Origin of the sequence: Modestobacter sp. VKM Ac-2977 (genome assembly GCF_026968045.1) — a bacterium.
In the GTDB taxonomy this organism is placed as follows: Bacteria; Actinomycetota; Actinomycetes; order Mycobacteriales; family Geodermatophilaceae; genus Modestobacter.
Genome location: NZ_JAPVBQ010000004.1, coordinates 161,786 through 177,200, shown reverse-complemented (window position 1 = coordinate 177,200; position 15,415 = coordinate 161,786). Strand labels below are relative to the sequence as shown.

The 15,415-nt window shown below is 72.5% G+C and carries 9 protein-coding genes; 3 read left to right on the top strand and 6 right to left on the bottom strand.

Annotated features, from left to right (window positions below):
- Positions 1 to 23: 23 nt before the first annotated feature.
- From O2V63_RS17425 to O2V63_RS17405, 5 genes are all read right to left on the bottom strand, one after another.
- Positions 24 to 1,460: a hypothetical protein gene (locus O2V63_RS17425; RefSeq protein WP_269168798.1), complete on the bottom strand. Its 1,437-nt coding sequence runs from the start codon at positions 1,458 to 1,460 to the stop codon at positions 24 to 26.
- A gap of 164 nt (positions 1,461 to 1,624) precedes the next feature.
- On the bottom strand, positions 1,625 to 4,765 hold the full coding sequence (glgB, locus tag O2V63_RS17420) for a 1,4-alpha-glucan branching protein GlgB (RefSeq protein ID WP_269168797.1): 3,141 nt from the start codon (positions 4,763 to 4,765) through the stop codon (positions 1,625 to 1,627).
- A 107-nt stretch (positions 4,766 to 4,872) separates the two neighbouring features.
- On the bottom strand, positions 4,873 to 6,240 hold the full coding sequence (locus tag O2V63_RS17415) for a maltokinase N-terminal cap-like domain-containing protein (RefSeq protein WP_269168796.1): 1,368 nt from the start codon (positions 6,238 to 6,240) through the stop codon (positions 4,873 to 4,875).
- Positions 6,237 to 8,108: a maltose alpha-D-glucosyltransferase gene (gene treS / locus O2V63_RS17410; protein ID WP_269168795.1), complete on the bottom strand. Its 1,872-nt coding sequence runs from the start codon at positions 8,106 to 8,108 to the stop codon at positions 6,237 to 6,239. The genes O2V63_RS17415 and treS overlap by 4 nt, the downstream gene beginning before the upstream one ends.
- Before the next feature lie 97 nt (positions 8,109 to 8,205).
- The gene (locus O2V63_RS17405) at positions 8,206 to 10,212 is read right to left on the bottom strand and encodes an alpha-1,4-glucan--maltose-1-phosphate maltosyltransferase (protein WP_269168794.1); all 2,007 of its coding nucleotides are present in this window, start codon (positions 10,210 to 10,212) and stop codon (positions 8,206 to 8,208) included.
- A 159-nt stretch (positions 10,213 to 10,371) separates the two neighbouring features.
- Here O2V63_RS17405 and glgP point away from each other — a divergent pair, with 159 nt between their 5' ends.
- The gene (gene glgP / locus O2V63_RS17400) at positions 10,372 to 12,921 is read left to right on the top strand and encodes an alpha-glucan family phosphorylase (protein WP_269168793.1); all 2,550 of its coding nucleotides are present in this window, start codon (positions 10,372 to 10,374) and stop codon (positions 12,919 to 12,921) included.
- Positions 12,922 to 13,077: 156 nt separating this feature from the next.
- The gene (locus O2V63_RS17395; RefSeq protein ID WP_269168792.1) at positions 13,078 to 14,046 is read left to right on the top strand and encodes an FHA domain-containing protein; all 969 of its coding nucleotides are present in this window, start codon (positions 13,078 to 13,080) and stop codon (positions 14,044 to 14,046) included.
- A gap of 41 nt (positions 14,047 to 14,087) precedes the next feature.
- On the opposite strand, the gene O2V63_RS17390 is transcribed toward O2V63_RS17395, so the two are convergent.
- Positions 14,088 to 14,501 (bottom strand): winged helix-turn-helix transcriptional regulator, encoded by a 414-nt coding sequence (locus O2V63_RS17390; RefSeq protein WP_269168791.1) that lies wholly within the window; start codon positions 14,499 to 14,501, stop codon positions 14,088 to 14,090.
- A gap of 83 nt (positions 14,502 to 14,584) precedes the next feature.
- On the opposite strand from O2V63_RS17390, the gene O2V63_RS17385 reads away from it, so the two are divergent.
- Entirely contained in the window at positions 14,585 to 15,412 is an 828-nt protein-coding gene (locus O2V63_RS17385) for an NAD(P)H-binding protein (protein ID WP_269168790.1), read from the top strand.
- Positions 15,413 to 15,415 lie beyond the last annotated feature (3 nt).

The window sequence follows — 15,415 nt, the reverse complement described above, 5'->3', positions numbered from 1 at the left end:
GTCGAGGGCCCGGCTGGAGCGCCTCAGGCGCCGATGTCGCAGGCGGCCAGGCCGTCGACGACCCCGCTGCGGAAGACGTCGACCAGCTGGAACCCGGTCAGCTGCACGTCGGGCAGCACCGCGGGGTCGGTGGCGTGCTCGAGCAGGAACGAGACGCTCTCGTCGGCGTCGCCGGGGGAGATGGTCAGCACGGTGGTCTCGTTGCCGAGCACCGCGGAGGTGAAGGCGCCGGACAGGCAGACGGCGGACCGCAGCGCGGCCCGGTCGTCGACCGACAGCCCCAGCTGGTCGCGGGCGGCGAGGGCGTAGGGGATCGCCACCGCGGTCAGCACGGCGTAGTCCCCGCCCTCCTCGGCGGTGTACAGCGGCAGGGTGAGGTCGGCCTCGTCGTAGCGCACGGTCGCGTCGGCGGGGCAGTAGAGGAGATCGACGTCGGTGTCCTCGCCGGCGCAGTCCGGGGCCTCGCCGGAGAACGGTTCGACGTCGGGCGGGGTGAACTCCTCGCCCAGCTGGTCGAAGGCCAGCTGCCAGAACTCCCCGAGCCCGTCGGGGACGAAGTCCTCGACCGTCTGTTCGTAGGGCGCGTCGCCGCCGGTGGCGAAGTCGCGGTCGCTCTGGAAGGCGCTCTGCGTGTACGGCCGGGTGGCGTCGAAGTCGTCGCGGCAGGCCGAGGGGCCGTCGTCGAACCCCTGCTGGAACGCCGACACCCGGTCGAAGTAGGAGCCGTGCGCCTCGCCCTCGTAGGCGCCCGTCCCGACCGGGTCGCGCAGCAGCAGGTAGCCGCGCAGCACGTCGTCCAGCTCGCCCGGGCGGATCGAGTTGTACCGGGCGTTGCCGTCGGCGACCCACGCCGTCCAGGCGCCGGCGAAGCAGTCGGCCTGGGTCTCGATGTTGATCGACCGCTCCACCGGGTAGCCGACCCGTCCCTGCACGGCGTGCCCGAACTCGTGCGCCATCACCAGGGCCGGGATGAACCGGCCGTACCCCTCGCTGCCGACGGTGCCGAAGGCCAGCGCACCGAGGAACGCCCGGTCGTACTGGATCGCGTCACCGTTGGGGTACTCGGTGCCCGGACCGCAGTAGAAGGCGTTGTCGACGACGGCGTCGGGTGGCTCCCCACAGCCGATCTGCCCGTTCGGGTACTGCGCTGGGTCGAGGTCACCCGGGTCGACGGAGTAGTAGCCGCCGGTCAGCGGGGTGAAGGCCAGCCCGAAGGTCGGGGTGAACTGCGCGGTCCAGTAGGTGTTGAGGTCGGCGAGCGCGTTGCGGGAGATCCGGTCGACCTCGTCGTCGGCTGCACCGATGATCGGGAACTCGCCGGGCGTGACGTCCCCCTGCGGCCCGGCTGCGGGGCTCGCGCGCCCCTCGATCAGGGTCACCGCGCAGCTGGACAGCACAACCGACCCGAACAGCGCACCCGCGACGGCGCCGGCGCGCAGCCGGCGGGGCGAGGAGGACATGGGTTCTCGAATCCGTTCAGGCCACCTGCGGCGGCAGCACCGCCGCCCATCCTGCCGGACCGTGCCGGCCTCGGCAGGAAGGGGAGGACCGGTCGGGCCGCCGGACGGCGACGGGGCGGGGACCCTCGCAGGTCCCCGCCCCGTTGCCGATCGACTCGATCCGGTCAGCGCTCGGTGGGCTCCAGCCCGCTGCCCGGCCCCTCGGCCGCGCCGGACGCCTCGGCCGCCGCGATCTGCGCCTGGTCGGCCGGTGCACCAGCGTCGGGAAGCTCCGGCTCCGGGCCCTCGTGCACGAACCACACGGTGGCCAGCGGCGGCGCGGTCAGCGTCGCCGACCACGGCTGCCCGTGCCAGGACTGCGGGACCGCCTCGATGCCGCCGAGGTTGCCCACCCCGGAGCCGCCGTAGCCCTCGAAGTCGGTGTTGATCACCTCGCGCCAGCGTCCGCCGCGGGGCAGCCCGATCCGGTACTGCTCGTGCGGCTGGCCGGAGAAGTTGACCACGCAGGCCAGCAGCTGCCCGCCCTTGCCCAGGCGCAGGAAGGTGAGCGTGTTGCCACCGGCGTCGTTGGCGTCGATCCACTGGAAGCCGGCCGGGTCGACGTCCTGGCTCCAGAGCGCCTCACTGTCCCGGTAGACCGTGTTGAGGTCGGTCACCAGCTCCAGCACGCCGCGGTGTGCCGGGTCGTCGAGGTGCCACCAGTCCAGCGACCGGCTCTCCGCCCACTCCGACAGCTGTCCGAACTCCGAGCCCATGAACAGCAGCTGCTTGCCGGGGTGGGCCCACATGTAGCCCAGGTAGGCGCGCAGGTTGGCCAGCTGCTGCCACCGGTCACCGGGCATCTTCCGCAGCAGGGAGCCCTTGCCGTACACGACCTCGTCGTGGCTGATCGGCAGCGTGTAGTTCTCCGAGTAGGCGTAGACCATGGAGAACGTCAGCTGGCCGTGGTGGTAGCTGCGGTAGACCGGCTCGTTGGCCATGTAGCCGAGCGAGTCGTGCATCCAGCCCATGTTCCACTTGAAGCCGAAGCCCAGGCCGCCGAGGTACGTGGGCCGGGTGACGCCCGGCCACGCGGTCGACTCCTCGGCGATCGAGATGACGCCGGGCACCTCGCGGTAGAGGGTGGCGTTCATCTCCTGCAGGAAGGCCACGGCGTCGAGGTTCTCCCGGCCGCCGTACTGGTTGGGCGTCCACTCGCCGTCGTTGCGCGAGTAGTCCAGGTAGAGCATCGAGGCGACGGCGTCGACCCGGATGCCGTCGACGTGGAACTCCTTGGCCCAGAACAGCGCGTTGGCGACCAGGAAGTTGCGCACCTCGGGCCGGCCGAAGTCGAAGACGTACGTGCCCCAGTCCGGCTGCTCACCGCGCTTGGGGTCCGCGTGCTCGTACAGCGGCGTGCCGTCGAAGCGGGCCAGTGCCCACTCGTCCTTCGGGAAGTGCGCGGGCACCCAGTCGACGATGACGCCGATGCCGGCCTGGTGCGCGGCGTCGATGAGGTACCGCAGGTCGTCGGGGGAGCCGAAGCGCGACGTGGGCGCGTAGTACGAGGTCACCTGGTAGCCCCACGAGCCACCGAACGGGTGCTCGGCCAGCGGCATGAACTCCAGGTGGGTGAACCCGGCGTCCTTCACGTAGGCGACCAGCTCGTCGGCCATCTCGCGGTAGGAGAGCCCCTGCCGCCAGGAGGCCGCGTGCACCTCGTAGACGCTCATCGGCTGCTCGTGCCACTTGGCCTCGGCGCGCTCGGCCAGCCACTCCGCGTCGCCCCACTCGTGGGTGGAGGCGGTCACGACCGAGGCGTTGGCCGGGGGAACCTCGGTGGCGAAGGCCATCGGGTCGCTCTTGACCTGCCACTGCCCATCGGCGCCCAGCACGTGGAACCGGTACCGGGTGCCGACCTGGGCGCCGGGCACGAAGATCTCCCAGACGCCGGAGGAGCCCAGCGACCGCATCGGGTAGGCGCGGGCCTGCCAGTAGTCGAAGTCGCCGGTGACCTTCACGCCGCGGGCGTTGGGCGCCCAGACGGCGAAGGAGACACCGTCCACCCGGCCGCCGGGGGTGTCGTAGCCGATCACGTGCGCACCGAGGACGGTCCACAGCTTCTCGTGCCGGCCCTCGCGGATGAGGTGCTGGTCGAGCTGGCCCAGGGTGGGCAGCCAGCGGTACGGGTCGTCGACGGTGAAGGTGTCGGTGCCGCCCTGCCCGTTGGGGTAGACGACCTCGATCCGGTAGTCGCCCGGCTGCTGCGGGAGTCGGGCCTCGTAGACACCGCCGCGGAAGATCTGGCGGGCTTCGTAGCGGCTGCCGTCCTGTTCGACGACGGCGACGGCCTCGGCGTCCGGCCGCAGCGTGCGCACGGCCCAGCCCTCGGACACGCGGTGGGCGCCGAGCACGCCGTGCGGGTCGAAGGACCAGCCGTCGACGATCGCGGCCAGCTGCTCCTGGCTCACCTCGTGCGCGGACGGGCTGGCCTCGGCGGGCACCGAGGTGCTCACCGGCGGCTTCCCCTCGGGCAGGGCGTCGACGAGTCCGGCGGCAGCCGGCTCGGGTGCCTCGTCCGGCGCGGGGGGCAGGTCGGTGACCTCGCCGGTGGCCAGGTCGGCGGTGGTGACCGCCGCACCGGCCTGGTCGTCGGGGGTCGGGGCGCCGGTGGCGGGGCCGTCGGCCGAGGCGGTCTCGGTGGAGGTGGTCGCGGTGTCGATGGAGGCGGGGGCGACCGTGTCCGGAGCGGGGTCGGAGGCCGTCTCCGCCGGGGAGTGGCCGCCGGTGCCTCCCTGCTCGCCGCCCTCGGGGGCCTGCGGGGTGCTCGGCTCGGCCGGGTCGGGGCTCGGCGGCTCCGGCTGGGGAGCCGGCGGGGCCGTCGGGTCGCCCGGCTCGGCGATCGGCGCCGGCGCGATCACCGGCGCGGCGGTGACCTTCTTGGTCGCCTTCCGCGGTGCCCGCTTGGCCGGGGACTCGCCGGGCGCGGTGTTCTTCGCCGCGCGCTTGGCCGCCGGGGCAGCCCCGTCGGCGGCGGTGCTCACCTGGTCACCGCCGGACGCGTCGGCGGCAGCGGTGCCCTTGGCCGGCGCCTTGCGGGCGGTGGTCTTCTTGGCGGGGGCCTCGGCCACCGCCTTCTTCGCCGGCGCCTTCTTGGCGGCGGCCTTCCGGGTGGCCTTCTTGGCCGGGGCGGGCGGGGTGTCGGTCTCGCTCGCCTCGCGGACCTCTTCGGTCTTCGCCTCGACCCGGCGCATGAGCTCTGCCTTGTCTGCGGGCTCGTTGCTGGTGTCGGTGCCCGGCGGGGTGCTGGGGTCGTCGGTGCTCATCGGTGGTCCTTCCAGGTCTGTCTCGTCGTCGTGCTGGTCGTCCGGTCAGGCCCTTCTGCAGGGTCCCGCCGCGAGCGTGCGAGCGGTGGGGGCAGCGGGGCCCTCCTTCAGTTGCCGGCGGCCAGCCGGGACAGCGAACTGAGCGGGATCATCAGCCAGTGCGGTCGGTTGCGTGCCTCGTACACACACTCGTACACCGCCTTGTCGGCTTCGAAAGCTCGCAGCAGCGCGGAGTCGCTGGACAGGGTGACGCCCCCGGCGGCGGAGTAGCCCTCGCAGAAGGCCCGCCGGTTGCGCTCGGCCCACTCCTGCGCCCGGTAGGCCCGCTGCGGGTCGTCGGGCTGCTCGACCAGCATGTGCCGGGCGGCGTAGTCGAAGGAACGGAGCATCCCCGCCACGTCCCGCAGCGGGGTGTCCAGCTCGCGTCGTTCGGCCAGCGGACGGGCCGGCTCGCCCTCGAAGTCCAGGACGATCCAGCCGGTCGTCGTCCGCAGCACCTGGCCCAGGTGGAGGTCGCCGTGCACCCGCTGACGGACGACCGGCTCGGTCGTGTCGGCGACCGCGGCGTACAGGTTGCGCAGCGCGTCGGCGTGCTCGGCCAGGTCGGGGACGACCGCCAGGGCCGCCTCCAGCCGAGCGGTCATCTGCCCGGCGACGGTGGCGTACCAGTCACGGTCGGCCGGCTCGGAGGGGAGCACCTGGGCGAGGTCGGCATGGACCGAGGCGGCCGCCTCGCCCAGTCGCTCGCTCTCCCCGGCGAAGTCGCCCCCGACCTCGTCGGCGTGCAGGTCGGCCTCGGCGTACAGGTCCCGGACGCTCGAGGTGGCCAGCCGCCACCCGTCGCTGGCGTTGGGGACGAAGGTCTGGAGCATGGCCACGGTGGCCGGCTCCAACCCGTTCGGGTCGTCGACCTCGATGTACCCGAGCAGCCCCGCGATGTGCTGGTTCTCCGCCTGCCGCAGGGCGTCGTGGATCTCCACGTCGGGGTTCAGCCCGGGCTCGAGCCGGCGGAACAACTTGAGGATCGCGGTCTCGCCGTAGACGAGTGAGGTGTTGCTCTGCTCGGTGGAGATCACGTCCCCGGGCAGGCCCTCGGGGATGTAGGCCACACCGGCCGGGTGGAACCGCATCGGCCCGACGGTGGAGGCCGCCACGAGGTGGGTCAGCCACGGCACGGTCGCGTCCCGGTCGCGCATGGCGTCGTAGGCGTAGTTCTCGCCGTGGGAACCGGAGACCGCGCCGACGAAGGCGGTGGAGAGCTCCTCGGCCGGTGCGCTGCGCCAGGACAGGGGCACCAGGTACGTGTCACTGGCCCCGTCGGTGTACTCGACCCGTACGCGGTGCACCGACAACGCCGGGTCGGACTGATCGAGGAAGAAGCCCTCCTCGGTCACCCCGGCCCACTCGCGGCCCTTGCCGCCGAACCAGCGCTGACCGGGCATCCAGTCGGCCAGCATGTCGGTCAGAGCGCTCATCGGGACTCTCCGTCGGTCGGGGTCGTGGTCGTCGGGGCCTCGGCGTCGAGGCCGCCGGTGCCGGCGGTCGCGTCGGCGGGGCCGACCACCCCGGCCTCGAGCAGCGACTGCGCCACGCTGCCGCTCGCGGTGGTCTCCCAGTCCTCGTCCTCCTCGCCCGCCGGGGCGGTGGGCTTGGAGAGCTCGAACCAGTAGAAGCCGTGGCCGCCGAGCGTGAGCATGTACGGCAGGACGCCGATCTGCGGGAACTGCACCCGCCCGGTCAGCTCGACCGGGGTGTAGCCCTCGAAGCGGCGGAGGTCGAGCTCCACCGGCTGCGGGAACCGGGACAGGTTGTTGACGCAGAGCACGACGTCGTCCCCGAACTCGCGCACGAAGGAGAGCACCGTCGGGTTCCGCGAGCCGATCTCGGCGTAGCTGCCGACACCGAAGGTCGGGTGCTGCTTGCGCACCGCGATCATGGTGCGGATCCAGTTCAGCAAGGAGTTGGAGTTCCGCAGCTGGGCCTCGACGTTGGTGACCTGGAAGCCGTACTCCGGGTCGGCCACCAGCGGCAGGTGCATCCGCTGCGGGTCGGCGGTGGAGAACCCGCCGTTGCGGTCCGGGGTCCACTGCATCGGGGTGCGGACGCCGTCCCGGTCACCGAGCCAGATGTTGTCGCCCATGCCGATCTCGTCGCCGTAGTACATGACCGGCGAGCCCGGCAGCGACAGCAGCAGGGCGGTGAAGAGCTCGAGGGTGTCGATGTCGTTGTCGAGCAGGGGGGCCAGCCGCCGGCGGATGCCGATGTTGGCCTTCATCCGGGGGTCCTTGGCGTACTCCCCCCACATGTAGTCGCGCTCCTCGTCGGTGACCATCTCCAGGGTCAGCTCGTCGTGGTTGCGCAGGAAGACACCCCACTGGCAGTTGTCGGGGATGTCCGGCGTCTGCGCCATGATCTCCGAGATCGGGAACCGCTGCTCCCGGCGCACGGCCATGAACAGGCGCGGCATCACCGGGAAGTGGAAGGCCATCTGGCACTCGTCGCCGTCCTCGCCGAAGTACTCGACGACGTCGGCCGGCCACTGGTTCGCCTCGCACAGCAGCACCCGGTCGGGGTACTCGGCGTCGACGACCTTGCGCACCTTCTTGAGGAACTCGTGGGTGCGGGGGAGGTTCTCGCAGTTGGTCCCCTCCTCCTCGAAGAGGTAGGGGACGGCGTCGAGCCGGAAGCCGTCGATGCCCAGGTCCAGCCAGAAGCGCAGGGCGTCGATGATCGCCTCCTGCACCTTCGGGTTCTCGAAGTTCAGGTCGGGCTGGTGGCTGAAGAACCGGTGCCAGAAGTACTGCTTGCGCACCGGGTCGAAGGTCCAGTTCGAGCTCTCGGTGTCGACGAAGATGATCCGGGCGTCGGCGTAGCCGGTGTCGTCGTCGGCCCAGACGTAGAAGTCGCCGTAGGGGCCGTCGGGGTCGCTGCGGCTGGCCTGGAACCAGGGGTGCTGGTCCGAGGTGTGGTTCATGACGAAGTCGATGATCATCCGCATCCCACGGGAGTGGGCCTCGCCGATGAGCTCCTTGAAGTCCTCGATGTCGCCGAACTCCGGCAGCACCGCGGTGTAGTCGCTGACGTCGTAGCCGCCGTCGCGCAGCGGGGAGGCGAAGAAGGGCGGCAGCCAGAGGCAGTCGACACCGAGCCACTGCAGGTAGTCGAGCTTGCCCAGCATGCCGCGCAGGTCGCCGACGCCGTCGGCGTTGCTGTCGGCGAAACCGCGGACGAGCACCTCGTAGAAGACGGCGCGCTTGAACCACTCGGGGTCGCTGCCAGGGGCGGGCAGGCCCGACTGCTCGCCCGCGCCGGGGGTCGACTGTGCGGGGACGGGGAGGGTCATGAACTCGGTCCTCGTTCGTTGCTGGGGGCGGTGGATCGGTGCGGCGGGTGTGCCGGCCGGGGCTCGGCCGGCACACCCGCAGCTGTCGAGGACGGGGTCAGTGCGGCGGGTGCGACGCGGACAGGCTGCGGTGGACGGTGAACACGTGCGCCGGCTCCCGGTAGGGGTCCAGCTCGACGTAGTTGGCCTGGCCCCAGTCGTAGTGGGCCCCGGTGATGTCGTCGGTGACCGAGAAGCCGTCCGACCAGTCCAGGCCCAGCGCGGGCATGTCCAGGGCGGTCGTCCCGATCTGGGTGTAGGTGCTGTTGAGCGACACCACCACGAGCACGCAGTCGTCGGAACCCGGGTCGGTCTTGGAGAAGCAGAGCAGGTTCGGGTTGTCGATCGGGTGGAACCGCAGCGTGCGCAGCTGCTGCAGGGCCGGGTGCGCGCGCCGGATCTCGTTCAGCCGGCGCAGGTAGGGCGCCAGGGAGCGACCGGAGGCATCGGCGGCAGCCCAGTCACGGGGGCGCAGCTGGAACTTCTCGGTGTCCAGGTACTCCTCGCTGCCCGGACGGAGGCCGACGTGCTCGAACAGCTCGTACCCGGAGTAGACGCCCCAGGTCGGGCTCATCATCGAGGCCAGCACCGCGCGGATCTTGAACATCGGCGGGCCGCCCACCTGCAGCGTCTCGTGCAGGATGTCCGGGGTGTTCACGAAGAAGTTCGGCCGCATGTAGTGCGCGTTCTCGGCCAGCTCCCGGCCGTACTCCTCCAGCTCCCAGCGCTCGGTGCGCCAGGTGAAGTAGGTGTAGCTCTGGGTGAAGCCGATCCGCGCCAGCTGGTGCATCATCGCCGGCCGGGTGAACGCCTCGGCGAGGAAGAGGACGTCGGGATCGGTCTTCTTGACCTCCCAGATCAGCCAGTGCCAGAAGTTCAGCGGCTTGGTGTGCGGGTTGTCCACCCGGAACACCCGGACCCCGGCGTCCATCCAGTGCCGCACGACCCGCAGCACCTCGGCGTAGATGCCCTCGGGGTCGTTGTCGAAGTTGATCGGGTAGATGTCCTGGTACTTCTTCGGCGGGTTCTCCGCGTAGGCGATCGTGCCGTCGGGCTTGGTGGTGAACCACTCCGGGTGCGAGGTCACCCAGGGGTGGTCCGGCGCTGCCTGCAGGGCCAGGTCGAGCGCGACCTCCATGCCCAGCTCGCGCGTCCGGCCGACGAAGGCCCTGAAGTCGTCGAGGGTGCCGAGCTGGGGGTGGACGGCGTCGTGCCCGCCCTCGTCGCTGCCGATCGCCCACGGCGAGCCGACGTCGTCCGGCTGCGCCACCAGGGTGTTGTTCTTCCCCTTGCGGTTGACGTTGCCGACCGGGTGGATCGGCGGCAGGTACACCACGTCGAAACCCATCTCGGCGATCGCCGGCAGGCGCTCGGCGGCCTGGGCGAACGTGCCGTGCGTCGGGGTGCCACCGACGACGGGGCCCTCTGAGCGGGGGAAGAACTCGTACCAGGAGCCGTAGAGCGCACGCGACCGGTCGACCCACAGCTCGTACCGCTGCGATCCGGTGACCAGCCGGCGCACCGGGTGGTCGTGCAGCACCCGGTGCAGGGCAGGGGAGAGGGCGGGGGCGATCCGTGCGGTCAGCTCCAGCGACTCGTCCCGCAGCGCGGCGGCCGCACCGGTGAGCGCCTCGCGGTGCTCCTCGGGGGCCGCGGCGGCCACCTCCTCGAACAGCCGGGCGCCGGACTCCAGGTCGTTGGCCAGCTCCTCGGGGCCCTGGCCGGCCTCGACCTTCACCTCGACGTCGTGGTGCCAGGTGCTCAGCGGGTCGTCCCAGGCCTCGACCTGGTAGGTCCAGAGGCCCTCGCGGTCGGGCACGACCGTGGCGGTCCAGCGGTCGGGTTCGGGCCCGAACTTCGTCATCCGGAGCAGCGGGGCCGCCGAGGGCTCCTCGCCCGGAGGCGTGAAGACCACGTTGGCGGCCACGGCGTCGTGGCCCTCGCGGAAGACGGTGGCGGTGATCGGCAGGTGTTCACCGACCACGGCGCGGGTCGAGAACGACCCGCAGGACACGACGGGGGCGACATCGGAGATGCCGAGGCGGAGGTCAGCGCGGCCAGTCATCGGGGCAACGCTATCCAGATCCCCTGTTGCGCACACGTCGGCGGGGGACCGGCTCAACCGGGAGGGGGAGAGGCGGGAGGGGCAGGAGTGGTCCCGGAGGGTGTGGATCGATCGTCGCCCCGCCCCGGACGTGAGCGTCGTCACGCTAGGGTCCTGGAGGTGCGAGCCCTCCGCAGACTCACCGTCCGCGCCTCCCTCCCCGAGGCACTGATGCCGCTGTCGCAGCTGGTCACCAACCTGCGCTGGTCCTGGCACCCCGAGACCCGTGACCTCTTCGAGGCGCTGGACCCCGAGCTCTGGGCGAGCTGCGGTGGTGACCCGGTCAAGGTCCTCGGCGAGGTCAGCGCCGAGCGGCTGGCCGCGCTGGCCGACGACGCGGCCTTCCTGCAGCGGCTGAAGGCGGTCGCCGACGACCTCCGCGAGTACCTCGACGCCCCGCACTGGTACCAGTCCCTGGGCGCCGATGCGCCGGCCACCATCGCCTACTTCTCCGCCGAGTTCGGCATCACCGAGGTGCTGCCGCAGTACTCCGGCGGGCTGGGGATCCTGGCCGGTGACCACCTCAAGGCCGCTTCGGACCTCGGCGTCCCGCTGATCGGGGTGGGCCTGCTCTACCGGTCGGGCTACTTCTCCCAGGGCCTGTCCGCCGACGGCTGGCAGCTGGAGCACTACCCGGCGCTCGACCCGCACGGCCTGCCGCTGAAGCTGGTGCGGGACGCCGACCGCAACGCCGTGGTGATCGCCGTGCCGCTGCCGGAGGGGCGCACGCTGTACGCCCACGTGTACCGGGCCCAGGTCGGGCGCGTGTCGCTGCTGCTGCTGGACAGCGACATCGAGGAGAACAGCCCGGCCGAACGCGGGGTCACCGACCGGCTCTACGGCGGTGGTGAGGACCACCGGCTCCGCCAGGAGATGCTGCTGGGCATCGGCGGGGTGCGGGCGCTGCGCGCCTTCTGCTCGCTGACCGGCACCCCGCCGCCGGAGGTCTTCCACGCCAACGAGGGGCACGCCGGCTTCCAGGGAGTCGAGCGGATCCGGGAGCTCACCGAGTCCCACGGGCTGTCCTTCACCGAGGCGCTGCAGGCCGTGCGCGGTGGCACGGTCTTCACCACCCACACCCCAGTGCCCGCGGGCATCGACCGTTTCCCCAAGGCGCTGATCGAGCGCTACTTCGCCGGCTTCGGCGTCCCGGTCGACCAGTTGCTGCCGCTGGGCGCCGAGGAGGACCCGAGCAAGTTCAACATGGCCCACATGGGGCTGCGGCTGGGGCAGCGGGCCAACGGGGTGAGCGAGCTGCACGGCCACGTCAGCCGGGACATGTTCGGCCCGCTGTGGCCGGGCTTCGACCCCGACGACGTCCCGATCGGGTCGATCACCAACGGGGTGCACGCCCCGACCTGGACCGCCCGCGAGCTGGTGGAGCTGGGCACCCAGACCACCAGCCAGGGCGACCCGCTCGAGGTGGACGGCGACGTGCACTTCGACGGCGTCGACCGGATCCCCGCCGCGGAGCTGTGGCGCGCCCGCCGGCTGCTCCGCGGCCGGCTGGTCGAGGAGGTGCGCCGCCGGGTGCGCGCCACGGCGTTGTCCCGGGGGGCGGCGGAGGCCGAGCTCGGCTGGACCGAGACCGCGTTCGACCCCGACGTGCTGACCATCGGCTTCGCCCGCCGGGTGCCCTCCTACAAGCGGCTCACGCTGATGCTGCGCGACCCCGCCCGGCTCAAGGCGCTGCTGCTGGACGACGAGCGGCCGGTCCAGCTGGTCATCGCCGGCAAGAGCCACCCGGCCGACGACGGCGGCAAGCAGCTGATCCAGCAGATGGTGAAGTTCGCCGACGACCCGGAGATCCGGCACCGGATCGCCTTCCTGCCCAACTACGACATCGGCATGGCCCGCTACCTGTACTGGGGCTGTGACGTCTGGCTGAACAACCCGCTGCGGCCGCTGGAGGCCTGCGGCACGTCGGGGATGAAGTCCGCGCTCAACGGCGGGCTCAACCTCTCCATCCGCGACGGGTGGTGGGACGAGTGGTTCGACGGCCAGAACGGCTGGGCCATCCCGACCGCCGACGGCGTCGAGGACCCGGAGCGGCGGGACGACGTCGAGGCGCAGGCCATCTACGAGCTCCTCGACCGGCAGGTGGTCCCGCGCTTCTACGAGGTCGACGCCGACGGCCTGCCCACCCGCTGGGTGGAGATGGTCCGGGACACCCTGCGGGAGACCGGCCCGAAGGTGCTGGCCACCCGGATGGTGCGGGACTACGTGCAGCGGCTCTACGTGCCGGCCGCCGGCGCCGCCCGCTCGATGGCCGCCGGCGGCTACGAGCCGGCCCGCGCCGAGGCGGCCTGGCGGGCGAAGCTGCTGGAGCACTGGCACGGTGTCCGGGTGGCCCACGTGGAGGCGACCGGGGTCGGGGAGACCCCGGAGATCGGTGGCGGCATCGACCTGCGGGCCGAGGTCGAGCTGCCGGGTCTCGCCCCGTCCGACGTGCTGGTCGAGGCGGCCTACGGCCGGGTCGACGACGCTGACGGCCTGCACCAGGTCACCACGCTGGAGCTGCGGCACGACGGCGCGGAAGGCTCGCGGCACTGGTTCACCGGCACCGTGCCGCTGACCCGCACCGGTGCGTTCGGCTACACCGTCCGCGTGCTCCCGCACTCGGCGCACCTGGTGGTCCCCGCAGAGCTCGGCGTCGTCGTCAACGCGTGAGCGAGCCGCGCTCGGTGGTCACCTGACCCCGGTCGGTGTCCACACGGGTGCGACGGGTGTGACGGCTGGGGCAGGTCGTGCGCAATGGACCGACGTCCCGGCGAGCCACGCGCCCGCGGGGCACGGGATCCCCACGCGGTCATTAGGCTGGCCGTCATGCCCGACCGCTGTGAGGTCCTCCCCGGAGACTCTGTCGTCGCCCGCCGTGGCGGTGGTCTGCTGTGGGTCGATGCCCCCGGGTCACCGGCGCTGGTGGCAGCCCTGCACGCCTGTCTGGGGGTCTCCGGCCCCGGGGCCGAGCGCGTGCTCGGCGCCGTCGCCGGTCAGGTGTCCCGGCTCGCCGACGGGCCGGCGTCCTTCGCCCTCGTGCTCGCCGACACCTCCGGCGGTACCGGGGCCGGCGTCGCGCTCTGGTCGGGCAAGGGCCAGCCGGCCGTGGACGGCGTCCCGGTCTCCGGCTCGGCGGTCGACGGCTGCACGCTGGCCTCCGGGTTCGCGCTCGGGCAGACCCTCTACGTCGGCCCGGGCCAGCCCGCCGCGGCCATGCCCCCGGGTGTCGCGCTCGACCTCGTCGAGGGGACCGTGCCCGGATCCGGTGCCCTGCTGCAGCTCGCGGCGCCCGCATCGCCGTCGGTCGCCGTCCCGCCGGCCACCTCGCTGCCCACCGGTGAGTCCTTCACCGCCGGCTCCGACGCCGGCTTCGGCAACTCGGGTCGGATCGCCAGTCAGCCGGTCGGTCAGGGCGGGGAGCAGACCGCCTTCTGGCGGCCCGAGCCCCCGGCCGCGCCGGTGCTGCGCTTTGACGACGGCCTCGTCGTCAACGTCGACGAGGACCTGGTCCTCGGTCGTCGTCCCGACGGCCACGACCTGGTGACCACCGGCAACGCCCGTCCGGTGCCGATCGCCGACACCCAGAACGTGCTCTCCTCGGCCCACGCTGCCATCCAGCGCGCCGGGCGGGAGGTCTCCCTGACCGACCTGGGCTCGCTCAACGGCACCCACGTCGCCGGCCCGGAGGCCACCGAGTGGACCCAGCTGGAGCCCGGCGTGCCGCACCCGCTGGCCGACGGCGACCGGCTGCTGCTCGGCTGGACCGTCATCACCTTCGAGCAGGCCGCGGAGTGATGCGAGGCCCCCTGTGCGGGGGCCTCGCCGGGACGCACCCGTCAGCGCACGCCGGACCCCGGGTTGTCCGCGTCCCACTCCGCCCGTGACCGGGTGATCGCCGCGCGGTTGCTCGCCGACCAGTCCGCGAGCAACCGGACCAGGCTGCTGAGCTCGCGGCCGCGCTGGGTCAGCTCGTAGGTGACCGTGGCGGGCACCGTGGGGTAGACGGTCCGGGTCACCAGCCCGTCGCGCTCCAGCCGCCGCACGGTCAGGGTGAGCATCCGCTGGGAGACGCCCACGACCGCCCGCTGCAGTTCGCCGAAGCGCCGGGTGCCGGCGGAGAGCTCGGCGATGACCAGCACCGACCAGGTGTCGCCGACCCGGTCCAGGACGTCGCGGATGCCGCAGTCCGGGTGGGTGGGAGATCCACAGGGGTCGAGCAGGTCGGTTCCCCCGGTGTGCCCTGCTGACATGGAAGTGCCTCCTTGTCCGGCCCCGGTGGGCCGTCGACGATCACGCCAGTCGTGCATCGTCCCCCCTCGAGGAAGAAGCTCCCATGCTGCTCGTCACCGGCGCGTCCGGTCAGCTCGGCTCACGCGTCCACACCGGCCTGGTCGCTGCCGGGCTCCCGGCGTACGCGGGCAGCCGCACCCCCGGCGCGTTCGGACCCGCCGGCCGGCTCCTCGACCTGGACGACCCGGCGACGCTGGACCTCGCCGGGGTCGACGTCCTGGTGCTCGTGTCGGCGGGCTACGCCGAGGACGACGTCGTCCTCACCCGGCACGACCGGGTGCTGACCGCCGCCGAGGAGCAGGGGGTCGGGCACGTGGTCTACACCAGCCTGACCGGGGCCGGGGACCACCTCGGGTTCGCCCTGGCCCACCGCTGGACCGAGCGGCGGCTGGCGTCCAGCGGGTTGCGCTGGACCGTGCTGCGCAACGGCCTCTACGCCGAGCTGTTCGGGCAGCTGGCCGCCCCGCAGGAGGGGGTGGTGGCCGCCCCGTTCGGCTCGGGTGCGCTCGCCGCGGTGGCGCGGCAGGACCTGGCCGACGTCGCCGTCCGGGTGGCGGCTGACGTCGCGGCCGACCCCTCGGTCCACGTCGGCCGGGTCTACGAGCTGGCCGGCACCACGGCGTTCACCGCAGCGCAGCTGGCCCGGGCCTGGGGGGCGGAGCACCGGCCGGTCACGCTGGGAGCGCAGCGGACGGCGCTGGCCGGGCAGGACCTGCTGCCCTTCCAGCCGGCGATGCTGATGTCGATCTACTCGACGGTGGCCGCCGGGCTGCTCGCCGACACCCGCAGCGACCTGCCCGACCTGCTGCCGCACCCGCCCCGGGACGCGTTGGCCACCGCAGTGGCGGCCGGCATGCCCGAGGCGACCTGACCA

Excerpts from the sequence above, each read along its gene's own strand:
- O2V63_RS17425 (WP_269168798.1), bottom strand. The coding sequence starts at position 1,460 with ATGTCCTCCTCGCCCCGCCGGCTGCGCGCCGGCGCCGTCGCGGGTGCG.
- O2V63_RS17405 (WP_269168794.1), bottom strand. The coding sequence starts at position 10,212 with ATGACTGGCCGCGCTGACCTCCGCCTCGGCATCTCCGATGTCGCCCCC.
- O2V63_RS17390 (WP_269168791.1), bottom strand. The coding sequence starts at position 14,501 with ATGTCAGCAGGGCACACCGGGGGAACCGACCTGCTCGACCCCTGTGGA.
- O2V63_RS17415 (WP_269168796.1), bottom strand. The coding sequence starts at position 6,240 with ATGAGCGCTCTGACCGACATGCTGGCCGACTGGATGCCCGGTCAGCGC.
- O2V63_RS17385 (WP_269168790.1), top strand. The coding sequence starts at position 14,585 with ATGCTGCTCGTCACCGGCGCGTCCGGTCAGCTCGGCTCACGCGTCCAC.
- O2V63_RS17395 (WP_269168792.1), top strand. The coding sequence starts at position 13,078 with ATGCCCGACCGCTGTGAGGTCCTCCCCGGAGACTCTGTCGTCGCCCGC.
- glgB (WP_269168797.1), bottom strand. The coding sequence starts at position 4,765 with ATGAGCACCGACGACCCCAGCACCCCGCCGGGCACCGACACCAGCAAC.
- treS (WP_269168795.1), bottom strand. The coding sequence starts at position 8,108 with ATGACCCTCCCCGTCCCCGCACAGTCGACCCCCGGCGCGGGCGAGCAG.